This is a genomic window from Bradyrhizobium sp. th-b2 (genome assembly GCF_000426785.1).
In the GTDB taxonomy this organism is placed as follows: Bacteria; Pseudomonadota; Alphaproteobacteria; order Rhizobiales; family Xanthobacteraceae; genus Bradyrhizobium; species Bradyrhizobium septentrionale.
On the sequence record NZ_AUGA01000005.1, the window covers coordinates 117,183 to 138,925 of the forward strand.

24 protein-coding genes are annotated in these 21,743 nt (G+C 64.5%); 16 read left to right on the plus strand and 8 right to left on the minus strand.

Features of this window, described 5'->3' with window-relative positions; translation table 11 throughout:
• Positions 1-108: 108 nt before the first annotated feature.
• The 5 genes from K359_RS0110050 (at position 109) to K359_RS0110070 (ending at position 5,316) form a co-directional block, all read left to right on the plus strand.
• Positions 109-1,275, plus strand: coding sequence for an ATP phosphoribosyltransferase regulatory subunit (locus K359_RS0110050; RefSeq protein WP_029079228.1), 1,167 nt, complete (start codon positions 109-111; stop codon positions 1,273-1,275).
• Positions 1,272-2,249: an ATP phosphoribosyltransferase gene (gene hisG, locus K359_RS0110055; protein WP_029079229.1), complete on the plus strand. Its 978-nt coding sequence runs from the start codon at positions 1,272-1,274 to the stop codon at positions 2,247-2,249. Before K359_RS0110050 ends, hisG begins: the two co-directional genes overlap by 4 nt.
• Positions 2,250-2,388: 139 nt before the next feature.
• Positions 2,389-3,435 carry a glycosyltransferase family 2 protein gene (locus K359_RS0110060; RefSeq protein WP_029079230.1) on the plus strand — a complete coding sequence of 349 codons (1,047 nt, stop codon included), beginning with the start codon at positions 2,389-2,391 and terminating at the stop codon, positions 3,433-3,435.
• Positions 3,432-4,274 carry a ChbG/HpnK family deacetylase gene (locus K359_RS0110065; protein WP_029079231.1) on the plus strand — a complete coding sequence of 281 codons (843 nt, stop codon included), beginning with the start codon at positions 3,432-3,434 and terminating at the stop codon, positions 4,272-4,274. Before K359_RS0110060 ends, K359_RS0110065 begins: the two co-directional genes overlap by 4 nt.
• A 202-nt stretch (positions 4,275-4,476) precedes the next feature.
• On the plus strand, positions 4,477-5,316 hold the full coding sequence (locus K359_RS0110070; RefSeq protein WP_029079232.1) for a DUF2076 domain-containing protein: 840 nt from the start codon (positions 4,477-4,479) through the stop codon (positions 5,314-5,316).
• A 209-nt stretch (positions 5,317-5,525) separates the two neighbouring features.
• Here K359_RS0110070 and K359_RS0110075 read toward each other — a convergent pair whose 3' ends face one another.
• The gene (locus K359_RS0110075; protein ID WP_029079233.1) at positions 5,526-6,329 is read right to left on the minus strand and encodes a L,D-transpeptidase; all 804 of its coding nucleotides are present in this window, start codon (positions 6,327-6,329) and stop codon (positions 5,526-5,528) included.
• Between the two features lie 306 nt (positions 6,330-6,635).
• Between K359_RS0110075 and K359_RS0110080 the strand changes: the two genes are divergently transcribed.
• From K359_RS0110080 to K359_RS57190, 3 genes are all read left to right on the plus strand, one after another.
• Positions 6,636-7,412 (plus strand): protein phosphatase CheZ, encoded by a 777-nt coding sequence (locus K359_RS0110080; RefSeq protein ID WP_029079234.1) that lies wholly within the window; start codon positions 6,636-6,638, stop codon positions 7,410-7,412.
• A gap of 455 nt (positions 7,413-7,867) precedes the next feature.
• Positions 7,868-8,347 (plus strand): hypothetical protein, encoded by a 480-nt coding sequence (locus K359_RS64330; RefSeq protein ID WP_245284561.1) that lies wholly within the window; start codon positions 7,868-7,870, stop codon positions 8,345-8,347.
• Positions 8,348-8,961: 614 nt separating this feature from the next.
• Positions 8,962-9,543: a hypothetical protein gene (locus K359_RS57190; protein WP_029079235.1), complete on the plus strand. Its 582-nt coding sequence runs from the start codon at positions 8,962-8,964 to the stop codon at positions 9,541-9,543.
• Between the two features lie 345 nt (positions 9,544-9,888).
• Here the strand turns inward: K359_RS57190 and K359_RS0110095 are convergent, their stop codons facing one another.
• Positions 9,889-10,116, minus strand: coding sequence for a hypothetical protein (locus tag K359_RS0110095; RefSeq protein ID WP_245284562.1), 228 nt, complete (start codon positions 10,114-10,116; stop codon positions 9,889-9,891).
• A gap of 553 nt (positions 10,117-10,669) precedes the next feature.
• Here K359_RS0110095 and K359_RS64335 point away from each other — a divergent pair.
• Positions 10,670-10,933 (plus strand): hypothetical protein, encoded by a 264-nt coding sequence (locus tag K359_RS64335; protein ID WP_084518355.1) that lies wholly within the window; start codon positions 10,670-10,672, stop codon positions 10,931-10,933.
• Positions 10,934-11,377: 444 nt separating this feature from the next.
• On the plus strand, positions 11,378-11,893 hold the full coding sequence (locus K359_RS0110100; RefSeq protein WP_029079237.1) for a hypothetical protein: 516 nt from the start codon (positions 11,378-11,380) through the stop codon (positions 11,891-11,893).
• Positions 11,894-12,465: 572 nt separating this feature from the next.
• Here the strand turns inward: K359_RS0110100 and K359_RS0110105 are convergent.
• Entirely contained in the window at positions 12,466-12,984 is a 519-nt protein-coding gene (locus K359_RS0110105) for a hypothetical protein (RefSeq protein WP_029079238.1), read from the minus strand.
• A gap of 318 nt (positions 12,985-13,302) precedes the next feature.
• Here K359_RS0110105 and K359_RS0110110 point away from each other — a divergent pair, with 318 nt between their 5' ends.
• Positions 13,303-13,599, plus strand: coding sequence for a co-chaperone GroES (locus tag K359_RS0110110; protein ID WP_018269780.1), 297 nt, complete (start codon positions 13,303-13,305; stop codon positions 13,597-13,599).
• Positions 13,600-13,770: 171 nt separating this feature from the next.
• Positions 13,771-15,408: a chaperonin GroEL gene (gene groL, locus K359_RS0110115; protein ID WP_029079239.1), complete on the plus strand. Its 1,638-nt coding sequence runs from the start codon at positions 13,771-13,773 to the stop codon at positions 15,406-15,408.
• A 233-nt stretch (positions 15,409-15,641) separates the two neighbouring features.
• Here the strand turns inward: groL and K359_RS0110120 are convergent, their stop codons facing one another.
• Positions 15,642-16,010: an antibiotic biosynthesis monooxygenase gene (locus K359_RS0110120; protein WP_029079240.1), complete on the minus strand. Its 369-nt coding sequence runs from the start codon at positions 16,008-16,010 to the stop codon at positions 15,642-15,644.
• Between the two features lie 97 nt (positions 16,011-16,107).
• Between K359_RS0110120 and K359_RS0110125 the strand changes: the two genes are divergently transcribed.
• Positions 16,108-16,584, plus strand: a complete 477-nt coding sequence (locus K359_RS0110125; protein WP_029079241.1) for a MarR family winged helix-turn-helix transcriptional regulator — start codon at positions 16,108-16,110, stop codon at positions 16,582-16,584.
• Between the two features lie 127 nt (positions 16,585-16,711).
• Positions 16,712-17,914, plus strand: coding sequence for a hypothetical protein (locus K359_RS0110130; protein WP_029079242.1), 1,203 nt, complete (start codon positions 16,712-16,714; stop codon positions 17,912-17,914).
• Between the two features lie 119 nt (positions 17,915-18,033).
• On the opposite strand, the gene K359_RS0110135 is transcribed toward K359_RS0110130, so the two are convergent.
• On the minus strand, positions 18,034-18,231 hold the full coding sequence (locus K359_RS0110135; protein ID WP_156928433.1) for a hypothetical protein: 198 nt from the start codon (positions 18,229-18,231) through the stop codon (positions 18,034-18,036).
• 248 nt (positions 18,232-18,479) lie between these two features.
• Between K359_RS0110135 and K359_RS0110140 the strand changes: the two genes are divergently transcribed.
• The gene (locus tag K359_RS0110140) at positions 18,480-18,944 is read left to right on the plus strand and encodes an ester cyclase (protein WP_029079244.1); all 465 of its coding nucleotides are present in this window, start codon (positions 18,480-18,482) and stop codon (positions 18,942-18,944) included.
• Between the two features lie 237 nt (positions 18,945-19,181).
• Here K359_RS0110140 and K359_RS0110145 read toward each other — a convergent pair whose 3' ends face one another.
• Together K359_RS0110145 and K359_RS0110150 are read right to left on the minus strand one after the other, a co-directional pair.
• Positions 19,182-19,649 (minus strand): PaaI family thioesterase, encoded by a 468-nt coding sequence (locus K359_RS0110145; protein ID WP_029079245.1) that lies wholly within the window; start codon positions 19,647-19,649, stop codon positions 19,182-19,184.
• A 19-nt stretch (positions 19,650-19,668) separates the two neighbouring features.
• Positions 19,669-20,247: a bifunctional transcriptional activator/DNA repair enzyme AdaA gene (locus K359_RS0110150; RefSeq protein ID WP_029079246.1), complete on the minus strand. Its 579-nt coding sequence runs from the start codon at positions 20,245-20,247 to the stop codon at positions 19,669-19,671.
• A 203-nt stretch (positions 20,248-20,450) separates the two neighbouring features.
• On the opposite strand from K359_RS0110150, the gene K359_RS0110155 reads away from it, so the two are divergent.
• Positions 20,451-21,137, plus strand: coding sequence for a hypothetical protein (locus K359_RS0110155; protein WP_029079247.1), 687 nt, complete (start codon positions 20,451-20,453; stop codon positions 21,135-21,137).
• A gap of 37 nt (positions 21,138-21,174) precedes the next feature.
• Here K359_RS0110155 and K359_RS0110160 read toward each other — a convergent pair whose 3' ends face one another.
• Positions 21,175-21,591: an META domain-containing protein gene (locus K359_RS0110160; RefSeq protein ID WP_029079248.1), complete on the minus strand. Its 417-nt coding sequence runs from the start codon at positions 21,589-21,591 to the stop codon at positions 21,175-21,177.
• Positions 21,592-21,743 lie beyond the last annotated feature (152 nt).

A 21,743-nucleotide genomic window follows, 5' to 3' on the forward strand; every position in this document is an offset into this window, starting at 1 on the left:
TTGGCCGATCCCTGTCGAAAGCCCGGGCCGACCATGCTAAGGGCTCCGCCAACACCACCCATGGAACCCGCTCTGGAACCGCGATTTCGGAGCGAATTGGACGTCGAGATGACCGAAGCTGCCGCACCACGATCCGCCGCCGGATCCGCCGACTGGGCGGATGCGTTGCTGGCCTCGTTCGCGCAGGCTGGGTATCTCCGGTCCGAGCCCGCGATCCTGCAGCCGGCCGAGCCGTTCCTCGACCTCTCCGGCGAGGACATCCGCAAGAGCCTGTATCTGACCACCGACCCGAGCGGCGAGGAGCTCTGCCTGCGTCCGGACCTCACGATCCCGGTGGCGCGCGACTACCTCGCCTCCAACAGGGCCGGCCAGCCGGCCGGCTTCAGCTATCTCGGGCCGGTGTTCCGCTATCGCGGCGGGCAGCCCAGCCAGTTCCTGCAGGCCGGCATCGAATCGTTCGGGCGGCAGGACCGCGCCGCGGCCGATGCCGAAATGCTGGCGCTGGCGCTGGAGGCGACCACGGCGTTTGGTTTGAAGGATGTCGAGATCCGCACCGGCGACGTCGCGCTGTTCAACGCGCTGATCGATGCGCTCGAGCTCTACCCGGTGTGGCGGCGCCGGCTGATCAAGGATTTCAACCGCAAGGTTTCGCTGACCGACGACATCGAGCAGCTGACCTTAGCGACCGCGCCGGGCCGCAACGAATATGAGGGCGTGCTCGCAGCTCTGGCCGGCTCCGACCGCAAGGCGGCGCTGGCGCTGGTCACCGATCTGATGTCGATCGCCGGCACCACCAATGTCGGCGGACGCACGGTCGCCGAGATCGCCGACCGCTTCCTCGAGCAATCGACGCTGAAGGCCGGCGCGCTGCCGCACGACGCGGTCGCGATCATCAAGCGCTTCCTGGCGATATCGGGCGACCCCGACGACGCAGTCGCGCAACTGCGCGCGCTGGCCGACAACGCGAAGCTCAACCTTGCCGCCGCGATCGATCAGTTCGAAAGCCGGGTCGGCTTCATGGCGGCGCGCGGCATCGACACAAGAAAGACGCGGTTCTCGACCGCGTTCGGCCGCGGCCTCGACTACTACACCGGCTTTGAGTTCGAGCTGCACGCCAAGGGCAACGGCGCCGAGCCGCTGGTCGCGGGCGGCCGTTATGATGGGCTGATGACGCAGCTCGGCTCGGCAAGCCCGATTCCGGCGGTCGGCTTCTCGGTCTGGATCGAGGCAATGACCCGGCATGGCAAGGCCGCCGGCCGCGGAGGCGCCCCATGAGCACGCCGTTCGTCGTCGCCGTTCCCTCCAAGGGACGCCTGCAGGAAAACGCGGAAGGCTTCTTCGCCCGCGCCGGGCTGACGCTGTCGAAGGCCGGCGGCGCGCGCGACTATCGCGGCACCATCTCAGGCGTCGACAATGTCGAGATCGCCTATCTCTCGGCGAGCGAGATCGCGGCCAATCTGGCGCGCGGTTCCGTGCATCTGGGTGTCACCGGCGAGGACCTCGTGCGCGAGAGCATTCCGGATGCCGACAAGCGCGTGCTGATGATCGAAGGCCTCGGCTTCGGCTTTGCCAATGTCGTGGTCGCCGTGCCGCAGGCCTGGATCGACGTCCGCACCATGGCCGACCTCGACGACGTCGCCTCCGGTTTCCGCGAGCAGCACAATCACCGCATGCGGGTGGCGACCAAATACATCAATCTGACGCGCGGCTTTTTCGCCAAGCACGGCGTCGGCGACTACCGTATCGTCGAGAGCGCCGGCGCCACCGAAGGCGCGCCCGCGGCCGGCACCGCGGAATTGATCGTCGACATCACCACGACCGGAGCGACGCTCGCCGCCAACGGGCTCAAGGTGCTCGACGACGGCGTCATGCTGCGCAGCCAGGCCAATCTGGTGGCGTCGCGGGATGCCGACTGGTCGACCGGCGCCCGCGAGACCGCGCGCGTGATCCTCGACCACATCGCCGCCCGCGCCCGTGCCAGCAAGTATCGCGAGGTCCGCACCCGCTTTGCCGGCTGCAACGATGCGCTGCTCTCCGAGGCGCACAACCGTTTCGGCGTGGTTGCCCCGTTCGGCGGGCCGACCTCGTCGGGCATGCTTACGCTGCACTGCCCACCAGGGAAACTTTACGGGCTCGGAAGCTTCCTGCGCGACCACGGCGCGGAAACCGTGTCGGTGGTGTCGCTGGACTATGTGTTCGACCGCGAGAACCCGCTGTTCGCCAGGCTCGAGGCGTTCCTGCGACAATGAGTCGATAAGGCCGTTCATCTTGGCGACAGCCGGCCGTCGGTACCATATTGTGTCCATGCTCTCTCGTTTGACGCGTTTTCCTCACGCGAGCCCGATGTCCGCTTCGCTCGAAAACGCGCTTAGTTCTGGAACCTGACCGATGATGCTGGGCTCTGACGTTTCCAGCCTGACCACAACCGCCAAGACCGCCGCCGCGCAGGGTCTGTCCATCGTCGTGCCCGTCTACAACGAGGCCGCCGGGCTTGCGGCGCTGCACCAGCGGCTGATCGATCTCGCCAAGTCGCTGCGCGCCCGCTACGGGCTTCCCTGCGAAGTGGTCTATGTCGACGACGGCAGCGCCGACAGCACGCTCGCCATCGCGCACGGCCTGCCCGCCGATGGGCTGGACCTGCAGGTGGTGTCGCTGTCGCGCAATTTCGGCAAGGAGGCCGCGCTGATGGCCGGCCTCGACCACGCTCGCCGCGGCGCGGTGCTGTTCATGGACGGCGACGGCCAGCATCCGCCCACGCTGGTGGAGCAGCTGGTCGCGCACTGGATCGATGACTGCTACGACGTCGTCTACACGGCGAAGGCGCATCGTGACAATGAATCGGCGTTCCGGCGGCTGGCCGGGCGCGGCTTCTACGCGCTGATCAACTGGGGCGCGCGGCAGAAGATCCCGGAGGATGCCGGCGACTTCCGCCTGCTGTCGCCCCGCGCGGCCGCAGCGCTGCGGCAATTGCCGGAACGCAACCGCTTCTTCAAGGGGCTCGCCAGCTGGATCGGCTTCAGGCAGATCCGCGTCGACTACGAGCCGGCGCCGCGCGCGCATGGCGTCACCACCTTCAATGCCGGCCGGCTGATCGGCCTGTCGATCGAGGGCCTGACCTCGTTCTCGGTGGCGCCGCTGCGCTTCGCCAGCCTGCTCGGCGCGCTGCTCGCAGGCGCGGCCTTCCTGTTCGGTCTCTCGATCCTCTGGGAAGTGTTGACCACCGGCAAGCAGGTCCCCGGCTATCCGTCGCTGATGATCGGCGTGATGACGATCGGCGGCGTGCAGCTGATCATGATCGGCATCGTCGGCGAATATATCGGCAAGATCCTCTCCGAATTGAAGGCGCGGCCGATCTACTTCGTCGCCGAGCACACCGAGAAGCACGCCGACGGCGGCGCGGCGCAAAGCGCCGCCGAGCGGACCGCCGCCGAATGAGCGATGCCGCTGCGCCACGCCGGATCTGGCTGTGTGCTGACGATTATGGCCTGAGTGACGGCGTCAACCGCGCGATCCGCGACCTGATCGAGCGCGGCCGCCTCAACGCGACCTCGGTGATGACGGTGACGCCGGCGATCGGCCGCGAGGCTGCGGCGGCGCTGCAGGCTTCGGTGGCGAACAGCCCGCGCTGCGCGATCGGGCTGCATGTGACGCTGACCGCGCCGTTCCGGCCGCTGACGATGCATTTCCGCCCGCTCGACGGCGACATGTTCCTGCCGTTCGCGAAACTGCTGCGCGCCGGGCTGATGCGGCGGCTCGACGCCGAGCTCGTGCATGCCGAGGTGCTGGCGCAGCTCGACGCCTTCCACGATTTGTTCGGCCGCGCGCCCGATTTCGTCGACGGTCACCAGCATGCGCAGCTGTTCCCGCAGGTGCGCGACGGCTTCCTGCGCGCGGTGAAGGAGCGCGCGCCGCAGGCCTGGGTGCGGCAGTGCGGACGCGACGGTCCGCTGGCGCGACTGGTCGGGCCGAAGGCTCTGGTGCTGAACGTGCTCAGCACGCAATTCCGGGCGAAAGCGACCCGCGCCGGCCTGACGTTCAACCCGGCCTTCGCCGGCGCCTATGATTTTACACGCGAGAACGATTTCGCGGCGCTGATGCGCGGCTTTCTGGACGGCATGCCCGACGGCGGCCTCGTGATGTGCCATCCCGGTTTCGTCGATGACACGCTCAAAAGCCTCGACCCGCTGACGACGCAGCGCGAGACCGAACATGCCTATCTGGCAGGCGACGATTTCCCGGCCCTGCTCGCCCTGAATAAAGTTACACTCGAATAAAGTTACCTTGCCTGACCCTTGCTTTGACGCGTTTCCTTCACGCGAACCGGTACCCACTTCGCTCGAAAACGCTTTAGGTTCACGAAAAGCCGCCGGTCGTATTGTCGCATACATAAATTTAATTCGGCCCCCCACTCCTTGCGCCACAAAGCCCGTCCTACATCTCGGGCGCGCCGATTCGATCGACGCGATGGAGAACGCCATGACACCGCAAGAACGCCAACTGATCGACGATCTCTTCGACCGGCTTGCCAAGCTGGAGAATGCCCCGCGCGACGGCGAGGCCATGTCCGCGATCATGCAGGGCCTGCGCAGTGCGCCGAATGCGGTCTACGCGCTGGTGCAGACCGCATTGGTGCAGGACGAGGCGCTGAAGCGCGCCCATGATCGGATCCAGGAGCTCGAGGCCGCGGTCAGCCAGCAACCGCCCGCACAGCAGCAGGGCGGCGGCTTCCTCGATTCGATGCGCGACGCGGTCTTCGGACAGGGCCAGCCGCATGGCTCGGTGCCGCCGGTCCGCGCCCCCGATATCGGCGGCAGCCGCCCGGTCTGGAACTCGGGCCAGGCAATGCAGCAGGCAGGCGGCTATGGCCAGAACTACGGCCAGCCGCCGCAGCAATACGGACAGGGCCAATACGGCCAGCCTTACGGCGGCCCGCAGCCCCCGGCCTTCGGCGGTGGCGCTCCCGGTGGTGGCGGCGGCTCGTTCCTCGGCACGGCGGCTGCGGCCGCGGCCGGCGTGGTCGGCGGCGGGCTATTGCTCTCCAGCATCCGCGGCATGATGGGTGGCGGCAGCCACCAGTCGCTGGCCGATGCCGGCGGCCTCGGCGGCGGTTCGCGTCCTTGGGGCGGCGACCAGTCGTCGAGCGACCTGGCGCGTGACGCCGGGATCAACGATGTCGGTTCATCCGGCCGCGACAGTGATTCCGGCTCGCGCGCCGGCGCGTTCGACCAGGCGCAGGCCGACCGGGACAGTGACGATGATCAAGACGCCGACGACTTCGACGACAACGGCGGCGACGACAACAGCGATTACGCGTAAACGCGATCGCTGAAACGACAACGGCCGCTCCAATCGAGCGGCCGTTTTGATTCCGTCGTCCCGGCGAAAGCCGGGACCCATAACCACAACCGTGCAAGATTTGACACGGCTGGGGCTACAGCTTCTCTCAGTAACAACCGCCTGTGGTTATGGATCCCGGCTTTCGCCGGGACGACACCATCTTTGGGGCAGCTGCTTCAAAACCACGATCACATCACGACGACCCTGGCGCCGACATTGACGCGGCCATAGAGGTCGATGACGTCCTCGTTGCGCATCCGGATGCAACCGGATGAGACGTTGGTGCCGATGGTCCAGGGCTCATTGGAGCCGTGAATGCGGTACAGCGAGGAGCCGAGATACATCGCGCGTGCGCCGAGCGGATTCTCCGGCCCGCCCTCCATGTGCCGCGGCAGATCGGGGCGGCGCGCCAGCATTTCCGGCGGCGGCGTCCAGGCCGGCCACTCCTTCTTGGCCGAGATCGTCTTGACGCCGGCCCAGGTGAAGCCGGGCCGGCCGACGCCGATGCCGTAGCGCATCGCGCGGCCATCGCCCTGCACCAGATAGAGGAACTTGTTCGGCGTATCGACCACGATGGTGCCGACGCCTTCCTTGCCGTGATAGTCGACCAGCTGCTTTTCATATCGCGGATCGAACCGACGCTGGGCCGGATCGCCCGCGGCCTCTTCCTGCTGGCGGATCATCTGCTGCTGCGGATCCATCGGCGGCAGGCCCTGGCGGTTGCCGTAATAGCCGGGCTGCTGCTGATACTGCGGCGAATATCCCTGCGACGACGGCGCATCGCCGAACAGGAATTCGATGAAGCCGCCGCCCATGCTGGAGCGCTGCGGCTGCACATAGGCGGTGCGCATCGGCGGCTGCGGCGCGCCCTGGTTGGCGTAGATCACGGAGGGCTCGGCGGACGACACCGCGTCGATCGCCATGGCGTGATGGGGAATGGCAACAAGAGAAGAGGCGCCGGCAAGCAGCGCAAGCGTGGTTTTCCTGAACATCGACGTACTCTGTACTGGTTTCGTCGTGAGGTGATGCGCGCGGGCGCGACGAGCGCCGTTGCACGTGGTCAATAAGCAATGAAAACCGCATCGGTTTGGTAAACGGATCGGCGGTTTCGATTCACCATCCCGGTAATGGCGCACGGTTTTGCCGGGTAGCGTTTATTTTGCGTGAACGCCGCGGCAACATGGTTAATCGCCGTTAGCCCGCCGCCGCGCGCCGTGCGCGCAAATTGTTCCGCGTGAACCTGACGTTAAATCACCTCTCGCTAGAACGGACCTCAGTGAAGGGGCGGGAATGAAATCATGTCAGTGAAGCGCAAGCGTTTTCGTGTCGAGCAGGCGATGGGCGAAGTGGTGATGGCGGAGCCGGAGGCCGCCGGCGGCGACGACCTCGGTCCGATGCATCGCGAGATTATGGCCGAGCTTCGCTCGATCCGCGCCCAGATGGCCGCAGCACCGGCGCAGCGCACCGCCGACAGCATCGATTCCATCGTGGCCCGCGAGGTCGCCGAGACGCATAAGATGCTCGAGACCTATCGCGCCCAGGTCGAACAATGCGAGAAGCTCAAGGTCGAGCTCGACCTGATCCATGACGCGATCAGCCGCACCAAGCGCGAGATCGCCGTGCTGCACGGCAAGAGCTTCAACGGCGAGGAGATGGCCAAGGTCAATGGCGAGCTCGGCGCCGTGGTCGGCGGCACCGAGCAGGCCACCCAGCAGATCCTCGAGGCTGTCGAGGCGATCGACCAGGCCGCGTCGGCGCTCGCCAACAACGTCACCCCCGACCAGCAGAGGCGGCTCAGCGAGGATATCCAGGAGCGCGTGGTCTCGATCTTCGAGGCCTGCAACTTCCAGGACCTCACCGGCCAGCGCATCAACAAGGTGATGCAGACGATGAAGTTCATCGAGCAGCACATCAACGAGATGATGAACATCTGGGGCGGAGTCGACGCCATCAAGACGCACGTCCCGCCTGTTGTCGACACCCGCGAGGGCGACGCCCGCCTGCTCAACGGCCCGAAGCTCGACGGCGACGCCGGCCACGCCTCGCAGGACGACATCGACGCGATGTTCAACTGAGATTTGTCGGATCAAGACAAAAAACGCCGGCCCTCGGGCCGGCGTTTTTTGTTTGAGTGCTGCGGCTCTCCGTGTGTGTGCGTCAAGTGACGCATCAGTCAGAACCTCTGTCTCGACCTCATGCAGTTTGTGCCAATTGCGACACTTGGAAATTGCAACACTTGGAAATTGACTGGCAGGTTTGCTGCCGCGGACGCATACTGTGTCTGAGGGAAATTGTCATGCGCATGCCGGAAGCCAACATTTGGTGCCGGTTGCATGGGACTTCCGGAGTGAATCCGGTCGCCCCCGAGCGGGGTTTTGTACTTCCACAAGCACACAGTCACAGGTTCGCGGCCACTCGCCGCGCGCATCCGACGAGGGCAAGCTGGCTTCTCTCGAGCGATGCCGTACGCCTTGTTATCGGATAACTGATTGGGGGGAGCCACTGGAGTACTCAACGCTGGAGATTGAACATGACGCAAAGAATGGTCAGGAATACTGCAATTGCGCTCTCGACTTTCGCTTGTGCGACACTGTTCTCCATCACCTGGTCTGAGCAGGGCGGCGTTTCGGCGTCAGTCGAAAGCGCCCAGGCGCGTGTGGGCCGACCGCTGACGCCCATGAGCGTCGCAGGCGTTGCGCGTCGCCAAACCCGGCGCGCTGCGTATGGATACGGGGTTGGCGCGGGGGTCGCTGCTACGGCGGCGGTCGCCACGGCGGCCGCTACCACGGCGGCCTATTCGGGCTGGGGCACGAATAACTGGACCGATTCATATGCCGCCCAGACGGATCCCCGCTTTGGCCAGCCCTACTATCCCGCACGAGCCTATCAACGGGTCAGTCCGTATTACGGTTATGCCGGATGGGCAGACTACAAGGCCGCCAATGGTATCGGCTGCGAACCCGGTACGATGACGAAAATGCCTGACGGCAACATGTACGTCTGCCAGTGAAGTCGTCGCAACGGCACCGCAAGAGGGCGGCTCCTGGAGCCGCCCTCTTGATCTTCATGACGGACCAGGACGTGTACTCATAAGCGTCGGCTTCCAACTACGAGGCAGAACTCGCCGGGATCGATCGTCATCGGCGGCTTGTGACCCCGAGCGCACCTGACCTCCGGCCAGGCCCGGGCCGGTATCCCGCTCTATTATCACGAGACCTCAAGCGCGCTTTCATCCGGCCATTCTTTGGACAAAACTGACGGGAGTGCTGGGGGCTGATCGACCCTAACGGATAGCCGGGTCGGCTGCTTGGGTGACATTGGACGGAAAGGGAAACGTCAGTGAACTCCACCCCCACTCCAAACCCAGTTGAATCGAACGATAGCCTGACCGCGCGCGCCGACGAAAGACTCGCGGAAGCCCGCAAGCAGATCGCGCGCGCCGATGAAGAGCTCACGCGTTTGAGTGAACAGCTTGCAAGAATGGAGCGCGATGCCGCGTCCCCACCTTCGGCGCAACCTAACCCGCCTGCGGTCGGACCTAACCCTGCTTCTTCCGGGCCTGGCCCTGCCTCTTCCGGACCTGGCTCTTCCGGACCTGGCTCGCAATCGCCGCCTGGAAGGCCGGTGTTCCGAGCCCTCGCCGGCTTGTCGCTGGCAGCGTGTATCGTTATCGCTGCCCTGGCTTTGCAGTCGTCTTATGGTGGGGAAGCCAAGCTGATTGCCGCCCGTTGGGCGCCGCAGCTTGTTTCAACTCCGTCATTGCCGCCTGATGATCCACCGCTTACGGCGCAGCCCGCTCCACCCACCGTTCAGGTCGCCGCGGCGGACGCCGCTCCGCCCCAAGCGACGCCCATGGTTCAGACCGCACCGCCGCAGGACGCCGCGCCGACAGCCAACACAGCCCTGCCCGATCAGACGCAGCTGCTGCAAACGATCGCGCACGACCTCGCAAATTTGGAGCGAAATATCGAACAGCTCAAGGCGGACCAGCAACAAATGGCCCGCGAGAGCTCCAAAGCCATTGAGGAACTCAAGGCGAGCCAGGAAGAAATGAAACGGGCGCTCGCGAAGGTTTCCGAGCAGAGGACGTTACCGCCTCCGACGCAGTCGACTCCGGCCGTACGCAAGCCCGAGCGGACGTCTCAGCCACCGTACGCAAGATTGCGGCCTCGAATCCCAAGGGAGTGGTTTTACGACGAATGGTGACCGTCGATGCAGTGATCATCGACGTCTTGTCCCGCAACAACGCCTCGATTTAGAATGCGGCGCGGTGTCACTTCCGGTTTTGGCCCAAGCAGACATGGGGGCCAATAACGAGGGTGGCCTAAAGCCCCAAGCGGACCGAAGCGCGCATGCAACCGCCCTGACTCCCCACTTCCGTCAATTTTGATCGCCATGTCAGATGTGGAAATTTTCGCCGAAGCGTGGCTGCAGGAGTCACGCGATCAATTCTTTTGTCTAAGTGATTTGCAGGACGGCAATGAAAAACGCAACGCTGTTTGCCCTTGGTTTATTGGCGGCGGGAGTTTGGTCACACGACAGCGCGAGATGTCAGACGTCGCTGTCCCCGCCGCTCTCGCTTGCGCCGCCGTCTCCGTTGAATGAGGGGTCGGCATCTCCGGCCGCGACCAACAGCGTTTGGCCGCCGGTGGCGGCACCCAGCGTGTCGCCGCCGCGGGCGGCGGCCGAAAGTCCCACACCATCGGCAAAGAGCAATGTTGGTTCGTCACGGGCGACGGATGACGTTCCGCCGCCGACGGCGACCGCCAGGGGAGCCAAGGGTTCGGTACCGCCCCGAGCCGTTAAAGATGTGCCGCCACGCGCGACCGCCCCACGATCTGCCACTGTCGAGCACACGCCGCTAGAGTCCGACAGCGTTTCGCCAGCACAAGTGATCGACAGGTCGCCGCCGTCCGCCAAGCCGGCCACCGATTACGATGGCTTTAGCGTCGGAATCGACGACGACAATGACACGTCAAGCCGGACGACACGCCCCGTCAGGTCGCGCCGGGCAAAGCAGCCCAAACTCAATCAAGAAGCAGATCGTGTCTCTGGGCAGCAATCGGTCGATCCCGGGGAAGATGACAAGCTAAAGGGCAAGCTTACGATTTGCCGCGGCTGCAAGTAGCAAGCGCCACTCCGGGCAGACAATTGGATTGGCGCGTCATTTTTGGAGGACTTCTTGCGATGCAAGAGTCCGGAAATGGCCCGGGGGGCCCGCCCGGCGTTGATCCATGTCAACATCACTCATCCTTTACCTCCGACGATATGTTGGGCCGCATCTGCAGCGGCTCCATCACCTTTCGGTTCGCGTGCGATGAGGAGGATCACCATGCGTCGGACGAACATTCTTTCGACCAGGTCAGTGACCGTTGCGGGAATTGCGGCCAGCCTCGTGCTGGGGTTTGCAGGTGTCACTCTCAGTCCGGCACCGGCTAAGGCCGTCATTTATTGCCAGTACGTCGGCTATCCAGTGGGTTGCGTGGCGAGAGCAGGCGTGGTGCTCAGGCCTCGTCCGGTGGCGCGTGCTGCGGTTCGTCATAACGCGGGCGGCAATTTGAATGGCGGCGTCAATCGCGTCGGAGCGCGGCGGTAGCAGTTGTTTGCGGGTCACGACTTTGGACGGCAGACGGCAAGCCAGGTTCGTTCGTGCCCCCCTGAAGTTCGTCATAGACAGACGAAAACGCCGGCCTTCGGGCCGGCGTTGGATGCGGTAATCAGCGACTTCAACGAAACCTGAAGGCGCGGCGGAAGTGCCCGACCTGATACCGAAGCATTGCGTGTGATACTGCTGGCGCCTCAGTCCGCGAACACATCACGCATCATCCCAGTGCGGTTGAGTGAGGCTCTTCGTCAACGACGCTGACCCATCTGCGTCAATTGGTCGAATTCGTCAACTTGTACGGAGCAATGCAGGGTTGTACGTTCCGCTGCGTGCTCCACGAACAGGAGCGCCTGCAATTTACTGCAAGCGGTTCGTTTGCCAATCAAGTTATCGCTCGACGCAATTAGTTCTCAAACGCCATTATGGGAGGGAACAATGTCAATTACTCACGTACTTGTCGCGTTGTCCTCGATTGCAGCTGTTCTCACGGCTGGCAATGCCCAGGCTCAGAGCATGCCACCGGAAGGGCCCGTCTCGGTGACATTTACTGCGACACCAATCCCGCCACCGAAGCCAATGCCGATCGGCGGCGGTAGAGAGTTTGACCTGCTGAACCAAGCGATGGCAGCAATGAACGACGCGGGAAACCCGGTGCTCAATAACATGGGTGGACGATGCCAGTTTAGTCGGCTCAGAGATACATCGGCGAAGACCGTCGAAATCCACGGGTTCTGTACTTACGTCGACAAGGACGGCGATCAAACATTCGAACAATGCGATTTCCTGCCGGGGCAACCCAACAAGTGCAACATAACCGGCGGGACCGGCAAATTCGAAGGGCTGCAAGCCGAACTGATCATTTCCATCGAGCCTCTTAAGAGCAATTTCGAAGGCATTGGTCAGGTCATTGGCCACAAGAAGGGCACGTATCGGATTGCAAAGACAAACTGATGCATCCGGCCGCGTTCTGGTTGGCGCAAGCGCGAGCTGGCCGCGAGCCGCTTTTGCACGGAATGTGATTACCTCGATGGAGCGATTGCCACATCCAGCCCTGACCAAGTACCGTGATCAGCGACGCTTATGATCGGATGGTCCGGCGGATGTACCCGTGGCCGATGATCTCGAATGGCCCCGACGTGGATATCGTCGGGGCCATTTGTCTAAGGGCGTAATCCCGCAGGCATGTGCAGATTGGGGGCTCGTGACGCAAAGCAATCTATCGCGGCGGCATGGATTGCTTCGTCGCCTCGCTCCTCGCAATGACGACAACCTTCCCTTCTCCCCTTGTGGGAGGAGGTGGCACAGGCGGTCTTCCGGCCGCCGTCTCGTAGAACGCCGATGCTTCGCATCGGCTATGGCGCCGGATGAGGGTCTCTCTCCACGAGTTCAAATGACAGAGTTGGAATCGCGGAGAGAGACCCCTCACCCGGATTGCATCTGACGATGCAATCCGGCCTCTCCCGCAAGGGGAGAGGCGGACTGCCGATGTGGCGCTAGCCCGAGATAAAACGGATGCCTCGCCGTTACGCCCGTGGCGCGCAGCGGACGTAGACCATGTTGCCGTAGCGAGTGGCGGCGTCCTTGTCGACGAAGCGGGTGATCAAGACCCGGCCGTCGAACGAGATGATCTCGCGGTCCTGTTCGCCGGGCACAGGTCCTGGCGGGCCGATATAGTTCTTGCCGCCAGGGGAACCCTTCAGCCGCAATTCCTGCGGGGTGGCCTGGTCGGCCAGATGCATGATGACGCCGCCGTTCTGGCCGGCCCCGATCACGTAGGGCTGCTTGCACTGGCCGCGCGCCGCGGCCTCGGTGCGGGCGCGGTCGGCGGGATTCTGGAACGAGGCGAGACCCCAGCGGCCGACGATCTCGTCGGGGCGGATGCTCGCCGGCATTTCCGGGGCTACCCCGGGTTCGATGTGCGCCGGCTCGGGGTTCGACGATAATGACGGCAGGCTGAAGCTGCTGCACGCCGCCAAGAGTGCCGTCAGCACCGAGACAGCCGCGAACCGTGCGACCAATCGCGCGTTGAGTGACCTGATCATATGCATCCCCCGACTATATCCCGGCCGCACCCGTCCTGCAGCCAAGCGTAAAACTTAAGGCGGAGCAACGACGTCTGACAAAATTACGTCATCGCTACGATTTGGTTTCCGGTCCACCATCCTATATTGGCCTCACCAAGGCCTTAACCACTTTGCTTGACAGAAAACCCGCCAAGCCATATTTCCCGGCCCGCAATTAGCACTCTCGTACCACGATTGCTAAATGCGCCGGGCGTCCTGCCTGGCGCCGACCGGGCCGGCATTCAGCGCCGGTCTCGATGAACCGGACCTGAAACCGAGCCTCCAAGAGGGAACGTCATGGCTAAATCCACCTTCCGCCCACTGCATGACCGCGTCGTGGTCAAGCGTATCGATGCCGAGGAGAAGTCCAAGGGCGGCATCATCATTCCGGACTCGGCCAAGGAAAAGCCGTCCCAGGGCGAGATCGTCGCCGTCGGCCCGGGTGGCCGCGACGAGGCCGGCAAGCTGATCCCGATCGACCTCAAGGTCGGCGACCGTGTGCTGTTCGGCAAGTGGTCGGGCACCGAGGTCAAGCTCGACAACCAGGAGCTCCTGATCATGAAGGAGTCCGACATCATGGGCGTGCTGGCTTAACGCCATGCACTCCGAGGGCCGCCGCGCCCTCCGCTGTCATGCCCGGACTTGATCCGGGCATCCATCAATCTGCGGAAGAGTCTTCTGAAGCGATGGATTGCCGGGTCAAGCCGGCAATGACGAGCAACACGAGCGGCAAGCAATTCACAGACATTCCAGGAGTTGAAAACAATGGCTGCCAAGGACGTAAAATTCGCCGGAGACGCCCGCGAGCGCATGCTGCGCGGTGTCGACGTGCTCGCCAACGCCGTGAAGGTGACGCTCGGCCCGAAGGGCCGCAACGTCGTCATCGAGAAGAGCTTTGGCGCACCCCGCATCACCAAGGACGGCGTCACCGTCGCCAAGGAAATCGAGCTCGACGACAAGTTCGAGAACATGGGCGCGCAGATGCTGCGGGAGGTCGCTTCCAAGACCAACGACACCGCCGGTGACGGCACCACCACCGCGACCGTGCTGGCGCAGGCCATCGTCCGCGAGGGCGCCAAGTCGGTCGCCGCCGGCATGAACCCGATGGACCTGAAGCGCGGCATCGACATCGCGGTCGCGGCCGTCATCAAGGACATCGAGAAGCGCGCCAAGCCGGTTGCTTCCTCCTCGGAAGTCGCCCAGGTCGGCACCATCTCGGCCAATGGCGATGCCGCCATCGGCAAGATGATCGCGCAGGCGATGCAGAAGGTCGGCAACGAGGGCGTGATCACCGTCGAGGAGAACAAGTCGCTCGATACCGAGGTCGACATCGTCGAGGGCATGAAGTTCGATCGCGGCTATCTCTCGCCCTACTTCATCACCAATGCCGAGAAGATGACCGCCGAGCTCGAGGATGCCTACATCCTGCTGCACGAGAAGAAGCTGACCGGCCTGCAGTCGATGCTGCCGGTGCTGGAAGCCGTGGTGCAGTCGGGCCGTCCGCTCCTGATCCTCGCCGAGGACGTCGAGGGCGAGGCGCTGGCGACGCTGGTGGTCAACCGCCTGCGCGGCGGGCTCAAGGTCGCCGCCGTCAAGGCGCCGGGCTTCGGCGATCGCCGCAAGGCGATGCTGGAGGACATCGCGATCCTGACCGGCGGTCAGCTGATCTCCGATGACCTCGGCATGAAGCTCGAAAACGTCACGGTGAACATGCTCGGCCGCGCCGGCAAGATCGTGATCGACAAGGAGAACACCACGATCGTCAAGGGCGCCGGCAAGAAGAAGGACATCGACGCCCGCGTTGGCCAGATCAAGGCGCAGATCGAGGAGACCACCTCGGACTACGACCGTGAGAAGCTGCAGGAACGCCTTGCCAAGCTCGCCGGCGGCGTTGCCGTGATCAAGGTCGGCGGTGCCACCGAGATCGAGGTCAAGGAGAAGAAGGACCGTGTCGAGGACGCCCTGAACGCGACCCGCGCCGCGGTGCAGGAAGGCATCGTGCCCGGCGGCGGCGTCGCGCTGCTGCGCGCCAAGAAGGCGGTCGGCCGTCTCACCAACGCCAATGCCGACGTCCAGGCCGGCATCAACATCGTGCTCAAGGCGCTGGAAGCTCCGGTCCGCCAGATCTCGGAGAACGCCGGCGTCGAGGGCTCGATCGTGGTCGGCAAGATCCTCGAGAACAAGTCGGAGACCTTCGGCTTCGACGCCCAGACCGAAGACTATGTCGACATGGTCGACAAGGGCATCATCGACCCCGCCAAGGTGGTGCGCACCGCGCTGCAGGACGCCTCCTCGGTGGCCGGCCTGCTGGTGACCACGGAAGCCATGGTCGCCGAACTGCCCAAGGACGCTGCGCCGGCGATGCCGGGCGGCGGCGGCATGGGTGGAATGGGCGGCTTCTGAGCCCGGTCAGCGCATCCGCATCGCAATCGAAGGCCGCCTCCGGGCGGCCTTCTTTTTTGTCTGAGGCAGCAGCCTCGCTCACCTCTCCCGCTTGCGGGGGAGGTCGGATCGCATCGCAAGATGCGATCCGGGTGGGGGCTCTCACCGCAGTATGACTCGCGGTAAGACCCCCACCCTACCCTCCCCCGCAAGCGGGAGAGGGAGCCCAGCATCGAGCCAACCTCACCGTGCGCCTACGCGACGCAGACGCCAGGCACCGCCACCTTCTGGAACAAATGCGGTGATGCCACCGCGGACGCCGGATAGGCCGACAGCTTGGCCCTGAACTCGGGATTGGCGAAGGCAGCCCGAAAAGCCGCGGTCGATTCCCAGACCGCGTAATTCAGGTAGGCCGGGCTGTCGCCGAGCGCGCGGTGCAGCTGGGTCGAGATGAAGCCGGGCTGCCGCTTCATGATGACGGCGTCGTCCTGCCACGCCTTGAGGAAAGTGTCCTCGTCGGCCGCATCGAGCGTGAAGAGGTTGACGAGCACGACGGCGGTGGCATCGACCGCGAGCTGGCGGTCGATCGGGAATGCGGGGTCGAGGGGGCGCATCTGCGGCATGGTTGGCTCCGTTGATATGGTGCTATGATGTCATTCCGTTACGATGGATACATATCAATATTGACATCATGATGTCAATATCCTCTTATGGTGACAAATGCCGCAGACCAAGCGCACGCCGGCCGGCGAGGCCCTGAGCAACCTGATTCTCGACCTGTTCAGGCTGAACAGCCTGCTGTTCACCGCCGGCGACCGGCTCGTGGCCGGGCTCGGGCTGACCAGCGCGCGCTGGCAGATCCTCGGTGCCATCATCGCCGCCGAACGCCCGCAACCGGTGGCGTGGCTGGCGCGCGACCTCGGCGCTGCCAGACAAAACGTGCAGCGGATCGTTAACGACCTGGAGCGCGACGGGCTCGTCACCTTCGAGACCAACCCGCATCACCGCCGCGCCCAGCTCGTGGTGCTGACCGGCAAGGGACAGCAGGCCTTCGACGCGGCGATGCGCCTGCAGCTACCCTGGGTGAACGGCCTCGCCGACGGTCTCTCGACAAAGGACATCGAAACCGTGAGCCGTGTCGTCACCGCGCTGCGCGGCAGGCTGGAGAGCAGCGAGGAACCTGACAAGCGCGCATGACGCGAATCAGTTTCCACTTCGTTCGAAAACGCTCCACGGCCGCCGCTAGGCGGCCTTCTTTTTGGCCAATGACACGCAGGTTTGCTAGTTACGACGGAACCGATTCTGCCCTTCGAGGACTTATCGTATGCGCGCGCTCCCGCTCCTGCTGCTCGGTCTTGCCGTCGTCTCGGCGCCGGCTCTCGCCCAGATGAAGCTGCAGCCCAAGGCGGCGCCAGGCGGCGGCCCTGAGACGCGCTACTTCAACTCGATCATCGGCCTGATGGACGGCAATGCCGATGTCATCCTGAAGGAAACCCGCCAGGGCAAGACCGTGACCGCGGCCGTGCTCGACGTCTGCTATCCGGTCGAGAAGGGCTCCGACCGCAAGGACCGCTTCATCGCCAACCTCGCCGTCAGCGGCCAGAGCCTCACCGGCACCAGCCAGAGCATCGCCGACAAGCAGCCGGTCACCGTCAAGCTGACCCGCAAGCAGACCGGCGACGATTTCGAGTTCCGCGGCCAGATCACGATCGGCCAAGCCGTGACCGAGGTCGCCTCGACGGACAATTCCGATCTCAGCGAGAAGGAATTCCAGGACAGCCAGGCCAGCCAGGACGACATCACCCCGCAGCCGAAGGATTTCACCGATGTCTCGCCGGAATCGATCGGCGTGCGAGTGAAGCTGGATGCGGCGGCCGAATTCCTCAAGAGCCTGAAGGGCGAGGCCGTCGAGATCGGCACCTCCAGCCTCGCGGTGACCTGCGACGAGATCCGCGCCGGCGAGCAGACCATCAACCTCACCGTCGATCCCGAGCGCGCCGGCGCGCTGCTCGCCAAGGCCAAGAGCGCGCCCGGCGTGACCGCAGCCGGCTGGACCAGCGGCGTGTTCGAGATGGATCGCACGATCCGCTTTGCCGCCGCCGACTGGCGCGATGGCGACAAGATCAACAAGGACAAGCTCGCCTCCGCCGTCGCCGGCGTGCTGGCGAAGAGCCTTGCCGCGAAGCCTGCCTCCGCCACCTGGAACGCGAATACCGGCAAGCTGAAGCTGGTGCTGAAGCGGCCGAGCGCGGTCTATCCGGCGCTCGGCCTGATCCAGAATTACGAGGTCACCGCCCTCGTCTCGCCCGACAAGCCCGGCAGCTCGGACAAGCTGATGCTGTGGGTCTCGACGCCCACCGTCTCGACATCCGACGACAGCGCCGGCGCCAAGCTCAATCTTTCAGACGATTCCAGCGGCAGCGACGAGGAAGGCAGCGAGCCGAAGGACGACAACGGCGCGATCGACGCCCTGATCAAGGAGTTCAGAGGCCAGCGCTGGGACGCCGACAAGTCGGTGTGGCGCTAACGCCGGCGCACTCGACTGGGATGACTTTCTTCGAGAAGTCATCCCGTTCCAGCTCTTTGATTTGAGCATGATCTCTTCGGAAAACCGCTACACACTTTTCCGGATCATGCTCCAGTGATTCAAGCCGCCCTGCTCTTCAGCGGCACGACATTGTCGCGCGCCGCTTTGGGAGCAGCGTCCGGACCGGACTGAAGCATCCCGTCGCTTGTGATGAACAAGTCAGCGCGAGGCTCGATCGCAGCGCGATCAAACAGCGCCCGCAGTTCGGGACGAAGTCCGTCGCCGCGCAGCGCGGCGATCGCATCAAAATTGCGCATGATGTTCTCCATTGTATTTGAGACGATGATTTCGCGCCCGCGTTGCGCGGACCACCCGTTTCCCGATTGAGCGACGGCGCGCAAAAACCTGCGCCAAGCACCATGCCGGCACAGCGGAATCTCGCCTGATGCTCAAGCGCACGCCCGATCCGGAATCGGGTGGCACGACACGCGCTTCCAGATGCTTATTGCGTGCATCGAGACAGCGCCGGTCGCGATACCGGCAAACCGCAAATGGAGACGATCCGATGTCAGAGGAAAACAAGAACGTCGTGGGGCGATGGTTCAAGGAATTCTGGGGCAACCCCTGGAATCCGCGCATCATCAACGAGCTCGCCACGTCAGACATTGTCGTGCATTACCCGATGCACGAGCCGAAGCGCGGCCGCGCCGCGGTCGAGAAATTCATCACCGAATTTCGCGTAGCCTTTCCAGATCTCAATTTCTGGGGCGTCGGCGATCTGATCGCGGAAGGCGACCTCGTTGTCGGCCGCTGGGAAGGTGGCGGCACCCACACCGGACCGGCGTTCAGCGACTTCCGCCTCGGCTCGCTGCCTGCAGCCTCGGGCCGCAAGATGACGTTCGCCGGCACGACCGTGCTCCGCGTGCGCGACGGACGGATCGCCGAAGAGCTCGGGCAGGAAGATGCGCTGACCGCGATGTTTCAGCTCGGCCTCATTCGCTTGCCTGAACACGTTGGCTACGCCGGCTGATCCCGGCGGCGCATTGCCTGCCGGATGGAAAACGGCAGGGTAGCTGCGATTCATCGACGATCGCATCACGTCTCCCCGAACGCTATTCCCATAGCGTTCGGGTAAGCCAATCGATCGGTTCAGTGAAATTGAAGGTCTCTAATTCGGTGGCTCGCTGGACACGTTCCAATGTTGCTGCGCCGGCATCGCATCTACAGATGCAGGCTGGCGCAGTCTCTCCGCGCCAACGGCGTTGCGCTACGATGGGAAGATCAGGCACGTCGTCGTGCCATGTGCAAGCAACCGTCCCTTGGTGTCGGTGACCCTGCCCTCGGCGGTGCCGATGCGGCGGCCGCAATTGAGCACCTGGCCCTCCGCCCGGATCGGGCCGGTGTCCGGCGTGATCGACCGCACCAGCGAGATCTTGAATTCGAGCGTGGTCTGGCTGGTGCCCGCGTCGAGCGTCGACTGCACCGCAAGCCCCATGCAACTGTCGAGCAGCGTGGCGGTGAGCCCGCCATGCACGGTGCCGGCCGGATTGAGGTGCGCGTCCGTCGGCTCTAGCGTGACCACGACGCGGCCGCGCTCGGCCTCAGTGACGTCATAACCCAGGGTCTGCGCGATGGTGTTGAGCGGCAGCGCGCCGGAGGCGAGCCCCTGGACTAATTCGAGGCCGCTCATCTGCGTTTTGCGTTCGGCACTGACGGTGCCGTAGCTCTTGGCCATTGCCGATCTCCATCGAGGTTCATTGCATCGTGATGTCTGGCTGCCGCTTGCCTCGCAGCGAGGCGGGCGAGCGGCCGTAGAGCCTTGCGAACGCAGCGTTCATGCGCCTTGCGCTGGAGAAGCCGGCGCGCTGCGCCACCAGAGAGAGCGGAAGATCGCTGCCGTCGATCAGGCGCTTGGCGCGCTGCACGCGCAGCGACAGCGCGATTTGCAGCGGCGAGGCATCGAGATGCTCGGCAAACAGCCGCGACAGATGCCGCGTGCCGATGCCGAGCCGGTCGGCCAGCGCCGCGACATCGCCGCGATCGAGTGCGCCCGCCTCGATCAGCGCCAGCGCGCGCTCGACCGTCGTCCTGGTGCCCTTCCACGCCGGACAGAACGGCGCCGCCTCGGGACGGCAGCGCAGGCACGGCCGGAAGCCGGCACGCTCCGCCGATGCGGCGCTGCCATAGAATTTCACATTGCGCGCCAGCGGCGTGCGCGCCCGGCAGACCGGACGGCAATACACGCCGGTGGTCTTGACCGCGACGAACACGATGCCGTCCCAGGCCGGATCGCGGCGCTGAAAGGCGGCATATTGTGCGGCGAAATCGAGCATGCGATCGCTATAGCCGCGCACGCACGCTGCGACGACCCGGTTTGCGGAGACGACGTCCGGAAACGACCGCTGCGTCCTGAGCCCCGCACTTTTACGGGGACTGCGACCAAAAGACTTCGTGCTGCCCCAGTTCGGTCACCGAAAATTAAGGCTCGATTTAGTTTCGGGGATCATCCTTTGCGTCATCGAACACAGGTCACGCCATGCAAAACCGCGAGCCGATCAGTGCTGCGAGCATCTGGCCAACAGATGTGACGGAGGGGCATTCGCCGGCGCAGACGGCGGACCTCTGGGACGTCTCCAACGAAAACCACGACGCCGCCCTGCTGCTGCGCGAGCCGTTCGCCGACCGCATCGGCACCGCGCTGCTGGCAGCCACGGCCCTTGCCGCAAGCTTCGTGCTGGGCTGGACCGGCGGCGCCAACTGGCACGACTTCGCAAGCCCCGCCCCGGTCGCGGTGGCCCAGAAGGAAGCGCCCGTCCCGCACATCGCTGAGACGCGGCCGAGCCCCAAGAACGAGGGGAGAATCGAGAGCCCGCGGCGGACTGCGTCCAACGCGGACCCCGCCGTGACCGGCAGCATTCCCAAATCCGTTGCCAATCCGCGCCCGCAGGTCGTCGGTGCTGCGCCCACGACGTTGAACGCGCAGGCCATGGCGCTCGGGCCGAAGCAGCCGCTTCCGGCCGCGCCCGAAACGCGGCCAAGCACCATCCCCGGCTGGTCAGTGGTGGAGGTTCGCGACGGCACCGCCGTGCTCGAAGGGCCGGAGGGCGTCAAGATGGCCGCGCGCGGCGACGTCGTCCCTGGGCTTGGTCGAGTCGACTCGATCGTACGCTGGGGCAACCGCTGGATCGTCGCCACCGCCAGCGGATTGATCGCGACGCCCTGAGCGGGTGCGCTCGACGCGCCAGCGCGTTACGCCGCCATCAGTTACTGTTGATCACGAAACGCAGCGACTTGCTGCCGATGAACGTGACCTGATCACCCTGCCGGCGCCAGGTCGTCATATCGCCGAGTGCTGCGAGCAGATCCTTGTCGGCCTGCGCCCGCTCCGGCGCGCAGCTGCGGTTCTCCATCGCGCCGGAAACGAAGACGATGGTGTTGCCGGCTACCGAGAACTGGCCCTTGCCGCCGTCGCACCACAGCTCGAGGATCACCTCGCCATTGTCGCCGACCTCGATCGAGGGGATTCGCTTGGAGCCCGGCATGCGCGCGGCATCGAGCGTCATCACGAAGCCGAACGGGAATTCCTCCTGGGCCTCGGCCGGAACCGCGACGACGGCCGCGGCAAGCAGTGCCAACGCGGCGATGCCGCCGTTCAGAATCCGTTTCATCGACATCATGCCCGTCCTCGACATACCCCGCGCAACGCCGCCCTTGTATGGGACGAAGCTGCGATTGGCTAGAATGGCGGCGCGAGAAAAAGCGCTTGAAACGCAAAATCCCCGCGGGCTCGCCGCCCGCGGGGATCGTCGTTTGGGCGACGCCTCGCCTC